At 61.6% G+C, this 5,702-nt stretch carries 5 protein-coding genes and 1 pseudogene; 3 read left to right on the top strand and 3 right to left on the bottom strand.

Annotation, left to right across the window (positions count from 1 at the left end; translation table 11 throughout):
* A partial coding sequence (gene putA, locus MOV61_RS27865; RefSeq protein WP_247138908.1) for a bifunctional proline dehydrogenase/L-glutamate gamma-semialdehyde dehydrogenase PutA occupies positions 1–1,841 on the bottom strand: 1,841 nt, incomplete at its 3' end.
* Between the two features lie 110 nt (positions 1,842–1,951).
* Between putA and MOV61_RS27860 the strand changes: the two genes are divergently transcribed.
* The 3 genes from MOV61_RS27860 (at position 1,952) to MOV61_RS27850 (ending at position 3,804) form a co-directional block, all read left to right on the top strand.
* Positions 1,952–2,413 carry an Lrp/AsnC ligand binding domain-containing protein gene (locus MOV61_RS27860; protein ID WP_038544317.1) on the top strand — a complete coding sequence of 154 codons (462 nt, stop codon included), beginning with the start codon at positions 1,952–1,954 and terminating at the stop codon, positions 2,411–2,413.
* Positions 2,414–2,629: 216 nt separating this feature from the next.
* Positions 2,630–3,295: a LuxR family transcriptional regulator gene (locus MOV61_RS27855; RefSeq protein ID WP_247138907.1), complete on the top strand. Its 666-nt coding sequence runs from the start codon at positions 2,630–2,632 to the stop codon at positions 3,293–3,295.
* Between the two features lie 38 nt (positions 3,296–3,333).
* Positions 3,334–3,804 carry a PAS domain-containing protein gene (locus tag MOV61_RS27850; RefSeq protein WP_247138906.1) on the top strand — a complete coding sequence of 157 codons (471 nt, stop codon included), beginning with the start codon at positions 3,334–3,336 and terminating at the stop codon, positions 3,802–3,804.
* 31 nt (positions 3,805–3,835) lie between these two features.
* Here MOV61_RS27850 and MOV61_RS27845 read toward each other — a convergent pair whose 3' ends face one another.
* Both MOV61_RS27845 and MOV61_RS27840 read right to left on the bottom strand, forming a co-directional pair.
* Positions 3,836–4,984 (bottom strand): DUF2333 family protein, encoded by a 1,149-nt coding sequence (locus MOV61_RS27845; RefSeq protein WP_247138905.1) that lies wholly within the window; start codon positions 4,982–4,984, stop codon positions 3,836–3,838.
* A gap of 137 nt (positions 4,985–5,121) precedes the next feature.
* Positions 5,122–5,702 (bottom strand): annotated as a pseudogene (locus MOV61_RS27840) (hypothetical protein); the annotation flags it as partial.

Below are 5,702 nucleotides of genomic sequence, written 5' to 3'. Positions count from 1 at the left end.
AGGCAGGCAGCGCGGATTTCCACCGGCTGGCGCGACCAGGCCCGGAAAGCCTTGGCCGCAGCCGTGAAGGCTGCATCCACATCGGCCGGCGTCGCATCGCGCACGGTGCCGACGATCTTCGAACGATCTGAGGGAGACCGAACCGGCTTTTCCTCCGCCTTGGAGGTGACGCCTGCTATCAGCGGCCCGGCCTTCACCTCGCCCCACGGCTTGGAAACGCTGGCCATCAGCCTTTCGAGCTCGACCCGGTGGCCGAATTCGAAACCGGCGCTGTTCTTGCGGCGGCCGTAGATGTCGGAGGGAAGCGGGATCTGCTTATGCCGGGCGCTGATTCCGTCATCGAGGCCGAGCCGCGCCGACGGCCGTTCCAGCAGCTTTTCGACTGGTACCTGTTTGTCGCCCGCAACCGCCACGAAGGAGGAGTTGGCGCCGTTTTCCAGAAGCCGGCGGACGAGATAGGCAAGCAGATCGCGATAACCGCCGACCGGCGCATAGATGCGGCAGGCGATCCGGTCGTTGCTTTCGAGCAGGTCGTCGTAAAGCGCCTCTCCCATCCCGTGCAGCCGCTGGAACTCGAAGCCCGTGCGGTCGGGGCCGGCAAGTTCCAGGATGGTCGAGACGGTCAGCGCGTTGTGGGTGGCAAATTGCGGAAAGATCCGCGCGCGCTTGGCGAGAAGCTGCTGGGCGCAGGCGAGATAGGCAAGGTCCGTCGCCGGCTTGCGGGTCCAGACCGGATAGTCCTCGATCCCCCGCTCCTGCGCCCGCTTCACCTCGGTGTCCCAATAGGCGCCCTTGACGAGCCGCACCATCATCCGCCGGCCATGCATGGTGCAGAGCTGGTCGATATAGTCGATCACCTGAGGCGCCCGCTTCTGATAGGCCTGGATCGCCAGGCCGAACCCGTCCCAACCGGCAAGCGACGGGTCGGAGAAGGTGGCGGCGATCACGTCGAGCGACAGTTCCAGCCGGTCGGCCTCTTCCGCGTCGACGGTGAAGTTGAGCTGATGCTCCTTCGCCATCCGCGCGAGATCCAGAAGGTCGGGTACCAGTTCAGCCATCACCCGGTCATGGTGGGTGGCGAGGTAGCGCGGATGCAGCGCCGAGAGTTTGACGGAAATGCCCATCCGGTCGGGGAGCTGCCTGCCCTTGCCATGCTTTTTCATATGCGCGCCGATCGACTGGATCGCATCGGCATAGGAGCGGAAATAACGCTTCGCGTCTTCCGCCGTGCGGGCGCCCTCGCCCAGCATATCGAAGGAATGGCGGTAGCCTTTCTCCTCGCTCTTGGCGGCCCGGACAAGCGCATCCTTCATCGTCTCGCCGAGCACGAAATGGTGGCCGAGGAAACGCATCGCCTGCTTGGTGGCGGTGCGCACGGTCGGCAGGCCGACGCGCTTGACGAGACCGCGCAGGATTCCCTCGGGCGTTTCGCCGGGGCCGATGACGCGGGCCGAAACGGCGAGCGCCCAGGCGGAGGCGGAGACGAACCAGCTGTCTCCGGAGGCTTCGTGAGTGCTCCAGCCACCTTCGCGCAGCTTGTCCTCGATCAGCCGGTCCTGGGTCAAGGCATCAGGCACGCGGAGCAGCGCCTCGGCGAGCACCATCAGGGCCAGCCCTTCCCGGGTCGAAAGCCCATACTCGCGCAAAAAATCCTCGACACCGCCGACCTTGCCGGCCCCATCGCGGATGGCATTGATCATCCGCCGCGCCCGCTGGTCGATCGCCGCATCCTGCGCCGAGGTGAAGCTGGTGCGGGCGGCGAACTGCCGGATCAGCCGGTCGTCGTCGCCGGCATAAGGCGCATTGAAGGGAATGAAGGGCTCGGTCAGAATCTGGCTCATATGCATCTCCGTTTCATTCTCTCCATAGCGGGAATTTCCTGGTGATTTCGGCGGATCTTTATGGCATTAACGAAATATCTCACGGCAACTCTGGCAAAATGTAGCGAAACATGAAAGACATCGACCGTCTCGACCGAAAAATCCTCCGGGCGCTCCAGAAAGAGGGGCGCCTGAGCAATCTCGAACTCGCCGATCGCGTCTCGCTTTCACCCACGGCGACCGCCGAACGGGTCAAGCGGCTGACCCGCGAAGGATACATCACCGGTTATAGCGCTTTGCTGTCGCCGGAAAAGCTCGGGCGCAATCTGCTCGTCTTCGTACAGGTCAAGCTCGACCGCACCACGCCCGACGTTTTCGACGCATTCGCCGCCGCGGTGAAGCGCAGCGACGACGTGATGGAATGCCACATGGTGGCAGGCGGCTTCGATTATCTGGTGAAGGCACGCGTCGCCGGAATGGAAGCCTACCGGCAGTTCCTCTCGGAGGTGATTCTCCCGCTTCCGGGGGTCAGGGAAACCCACACTTATGCTGTCATGGAGGAAATTAAGGGAACCGGATATATCCCCGTATAAATCTTGACCCCGTAACTCCATGAATTCATGGAAATAAAGTGAGCCTATATCGGAAACCATCCTGGTTTCCGTTGCAGTGCACGAAATTTCGCTGGCTATTCAAACCGATTTGTATATTTGTTAACGATCACATAAATCACCTGTCTGCTCGCCCGCATGATCACTTTGGAACGGCAATCGATTCTGAACAGCGAGATTTCCGCCGCGGATTCGCGATTGGAAATATTTGCTGCGATGAAGCGCGTTGCCCACGAGTTCGGGTTTCGCCACATCACGCTTTTCGCCGCCACCAGGGCGGATGAGACGCTTTTGTCGCGGATGATCGTCGAGACGACGCTGCCCGTAAGCTATGTCCAGGAATTCGATCGACGCCGGCTGCTGAAGCTTTGTCCGGTTGCACCGATCATCTCGAAATCCGCCCTTCCCTACTGCTGGTCGATCGACGACCCCGAAAGCATGCGCGGTTTCGCCATTCCGGCCGAGATGGACGAATTGCAGCGCCGCTACGACATCATCACCAGCGTCGCGATGGCAGTGCATTCGATCGATGGCGGCCGCTTCATGCTGCGCTTCGACGGCGTCCGGCATCGGCTGAGCCAGGTGGAGCTCAACGAGATCGGCATGATCGTGCTGCATGCCTTCGATGTCTTCGACAAGATCCGCCGCAGTGCCAAGACCGGCACCGCCGGCCCCCTCACCACCCGCGAACTGGAGGTCGTCCGCTGGACGGCACAGGGCAAGACATCCTCCGAAATCGGACGGATTCTCTCGCTTTCGGACCACACCGTTAACGCATATATGACCAATGCCATAAAGAAACTGGATTGCGTCAACCGCACCCAGTTGGTAGCTAAGGCTCTGAGATTGAGACTCATAGTGTGAGGTTGGGGCGTTTTCTCCCGGCCTATGGGAGAAAAAGATTGACGGTTTGGGTCGAACACACCGAAAAACGCGTCAATACTCAATACAAGGAAGTGGGGCTCTCGGCCGACGAGGTGGTGGAACTTGCCTCGGCCTTCCGTTTCTACGGTTACTGGCGGATCGACCTGGACACCGGCCATTTCTTCGCGACGGAGGATGTCTGTCGCATCCTGGGCCTGGAGCCTAAGGACGGTCCCATGAACATGGTCGCCATCACCGCGAGAATCCATCCTGACGACATGCCGCAATTGATGGAAACCTTCGAGCGCGCCAGCGGCGAACGCCTGACCTATCACAACATCTACCGCGTCAAGGCCGATGCCGAGCACTACAAATATGTTCGCAGCGTCGGCAAGTTCCGCGACAAGCCCGGCACGAGCGGCGAGGTCGTCGGCATGACCTATGAGTTCTTTGCCGAACGTCCCGGCGTGACGTTCTTTCTCGACGAACCAAGCCTTCCGAAAACCTGACTCCCTAAAAACCCAGCCGATACCGGCCGGCTTACCGGTCGAGCACCGAGCGCAATTCCACCAGGTTCGAGCGAACCCTGAGAGTGTAGAAACCCATCACCGCCAGATGGCTCGGCATGATCCAGCCGTCCTCGCGGCCGTTGGAGATGATCGCCGGCTGGATGCGCAGCGCCGACTTGAACTGCGACAGCGTATCGGTCCACAGCGGCCCGATATTGCGCTCGCGGATCACCTGGGAAAAATCCGCCCCTGCCGCTGCAAGCACCGCATAATAACCGTAGAGCTGGCCGTAGGCGAACCAGAAGCGATCGTCGGCGCGCGTATCGAACCAGCCGGCATTGTAGTTCTCCGAGCGCTCCCGCAGGATCGCCGACGTGCCGCCGAGATCGTTGGCAATCCGGTCGATGAACTGGATCAGGTTGTCGGCGCGGCCGTCGAAGGTCGCGTTGCAGGAGGTCAGATCGGTATTGAACGCCCTCAGCTTGCTGATCGCCGCGCGATAATAGCTTGGGGTCGGGGTCTTCGGCCCAAAGGGGCTAAGCCCGAAATACCAGGAAAATTCGTCGAACTGCAGGTTGCCGCGGGCGTCCTGGAGGTTGTTGTTGATGCTCGACGTGCCGCGCACGCGCCCAAGCGAATCGACGAGTTCCGTTGCGGTGCGCCGTACCGCCTGATTGACGCCCCGCTGGAAGGAAGCCTTGTTGTCGAGGAAAGGCGTGTGATCCCAGTCGATGCCGAAGAACCCGAGCCGGTAGAGCAGCATCGAGGAAATCCAGGCATTCTTGTTGACGTTCATGTCGGTGAGATCGGCGGCGGCATCGACGATCGCCGACGACTGGCATTGTTTCGCGCCGGTCGCCGGAGCCGTCGCATTGGCGCTTGCAGGGGCCGTGGCGGGTAATTCCTGGCCGGCCGGCACGTTGCGCTCCGACCAGCGGTAGCTGTCGACGAAATTCGGATTGAAATTGATCCAGACCTGCGTCTGCCAGAAGAAATAGCCGTAGAGCCCGATCATCAGCACCAGGAAGGCGAGGATCGGCCCCTTCACCATCCAGTGGCGCTGGCGGTACCAGCCGTGCGCTGCCATGAATGGCCAGACGATCCAGGCAATAAACAGCCCTATGCCTCGCCCGACGGCCTGGCCGATTCCTTGAAAAAAGGCGGTAATCCGGTCGAGCATCGCTGTCTCCTCGTGAGGCGGGGTGCATCCGATTGGGCTTGGCTCACACATATGTGCTCGGCGTCACAAGCACAACGGGGCGCAGCGTTTCGTCGCAACCGCAAGAAACGAATGCCTAGCCGGCTTCTCAACGGGACCTATCGGGACCGGACGAGCTTGAAGCCGGCAATCGTCGGCAGTCGAAAACCGCCCTGCCCGCCACCGGCTTTTGCCGCCTCCCCGGGGACCTCGGCGGGAAATCGCTCGGCAAAGGCCTGGTCGGCGCGATGCCGCCGCTGGTCGAGCCCGTGCAATGTCAGCATGCCGTTTGCGAAACGCTCGACCTCGGGCACCAGATGCGGAAAAAGTTCGGGCTTCAGGCCGGCATCGCCGTGCCCCCCGGCATCGGCAACCACCCTGTAGAGGATGAGCAGGTTTTCGGTATCGCTGAGCAGCCTGTGCAGGAGGATGTTGCATGTGCCTATCCGCGCGTTCAATCCGGCGACGAAGTCCTGAAAAAGTTGGATCGCCGGCTCGGTGCGGCCGACCAGGTCCGTACCTGTCATCGCAACACCGTCCTCGCCGCGCAGCTTTTCGGTGATCTCCGGGCGGTGGTCGATGAACGTCACCAGGTCGCCTTCGCTCTCCCTGCGTTGTCCAATCAGGAAGTCCCGCTCCTGCCGCACCAGACCGGCAAGCAGGTCGGCGCGCCGCAGGAGCTCGCCCAGCCGGTTGAGCG

This window comes from Neorhizobium sp. BETTINA12A (assembly GCF_023006485.1).
Lineage (GTDB): Bacteria > Pseudomonadota > Alphaproteobacteria > Rhizobiales > Rhizobiaceae > Neorhizobium.
The sequence above is the reverse complement of the archived record's forward strand: the minus strand, read 5'-3'. Positions and strand labels throughout refer to the sequence as shown.